Below are 1,614 nucleotides of genomic sequence, written 5' to 3'. Positions count from 1 at the left end.
GCCGACCTTGCCTGTGCCGCACCGGGGCCGCTGGCCGCGTGGTCCCACGGTGACCACCCCGCTGCCGCCGCGCTCGCGGGGCCCCTCGGATTCGCCCGCACGAGGGAGCTGTGGGTGATGCGCCGACCGACCGCCGTACCGCTCGCGGCGGCGGAGCCGCCTGCAGACGTGTCGATCCGTGACTACGGCTCCGGCGACGCCGCGGAGTTCCTGGCCGTCAACGCCGCCGCCTTCGCCCACCATGCGGAGCAGGGCGACCTCGACCTCCACGGACTCGAGGAGCGGATGGCCGAGCCCTGGTTCGACCCCGCCGGTCTCCTCCTGGCCGTCGACCGTGGCGGCCACCTGCTCGGTTTCCACTGGACCAAGCAGCATGACGCGTCGACGGGCGAGGTCTATGTCGTCGGCGTGGCGCCTGCCGCGCAGGGCCGCGGGCTGGGGCGCGCGCTCACCCTCGCGGGCCTGCACCACCTCGCGTCACGCGGAATCGAGGAGGTGCTGCTGTACGTCGAGTCGGACAACGTCGCGGCACGCCATCTGTACGACGGCATCGGCTTCACGCACGCTCCGACGGACACGCATGTGCAGTACCGCCGCTCGGACGTTCTGGAACATGCACCGTAACTCCGGCAGGCATGAGTAGATTTACCCTTCATGACTTCGTTCACTGACGGCGAGCCCGAGTCCGAGGACTCCGGGCACGCCGACGCGCCCTCAGGACGCGGTCGTGGACGACGCAACCGCCTGTGGCGGCGCCATGACCAGGACGCGCCGGCCGTCGGCGAGCTCGAGCCTGACGAGATCCAGGAACTGCTGCGCCGCAGCCACACCGCCGCCGTGCTGGACGCCGGCAGCGAGGCGCACCCCAGCGCCCCGGCGCTCCACGACCCCGACGGACTCGTTCCCGAGGACCCGGACAACATCGCGGCGCGCGTCGCCCACCGGGCCCACCCCATCGCCGAGCCGGCGCCAGGCACCGACGACGTCGACTGGGGCTCCCTGGTCAGCCCGGCCGCACTGACCGGGACCGACGCCGACGACCTCGAACCGCCCGTCGTCCCGGCCGACCCTGCGCAGGGCGCTCATTCCGGCACCGCGGACTGGGCGGACGTCATCGACCGTGCGGTGGGTCGCCGGATCGCCGACCTGCCCGTCGAGGAGACCGTCGACATCGAGGCCGTCGCCACCGGGCGCGGCCTGTCCGAACGGCTCGAACGCCTGCGGGTGGACTCCCCCGCGGACGAGAGCGCCGCGATCACCGACGACGAACCCGTGGACGAGCCGGCAGCAGTGCCCCCGGCGCAGCCGGTCGACGAGGAACCGATCGACCCGAACGACTGGTCCGCCATCATCTCCCGCGCCACGCGGCGCCCGACGATCGATCCGCTGACGGACCCGCTGGAGCCCACGCCCGAAACGCTGCCCCTCGGGATTCTCGACGAGCAGGCCACCGCTCCGGGCGAGCCCGACGTCGAGGCGGAGGTCCCAGCAGAGGTCGCAGCAGAGGTCCCCGCTGAAGTGGTCGAGGAAGCCGTCGAGGCCGAGGTCGTAGCCGAACCGGTGATCGACTTCCTGTCCCCGGAGACGGCTTTCGAGGATCCTGCCGAAGCGGCG

Annotated in this window: 1 protein-coding gene and 1 pseudogene; both read left to right on the top strand. The window is 72.6% G+C overall.

Features of this window, described 5'->3' with window-relative positions:
• A partial coding sequence (gene mshD / locus ACOADB_RS22005) for a mycothiol synthase (protein ID WP_378603608.1) occupies window positions 1-624 on the top strand: 624 nt, incomplete at its 5' end.
• Window positions 625-654: 30 nt separating this feature from the next.
• Window positions 655-1,614, top strand: a pseudogene (locus tag ACOADB_RS22000) (hypothetical protein); the annotation flags it as partial.

The sequence above is a fragment of the Nocardioides sp. CPCC 206348 genome, from assembly GCF_048654705.1.
Taxonomy (GTDB): domain Bacteria; phylum Actinomycetota; class Actinomycetes; order Propionibacteriales; family Nocardioidaceae; genus Nocardioides.
Note: the sequence above shows the minus strand (reverse complement) of the source record. Positions and strands in the feature narration are given on the sequence as shown.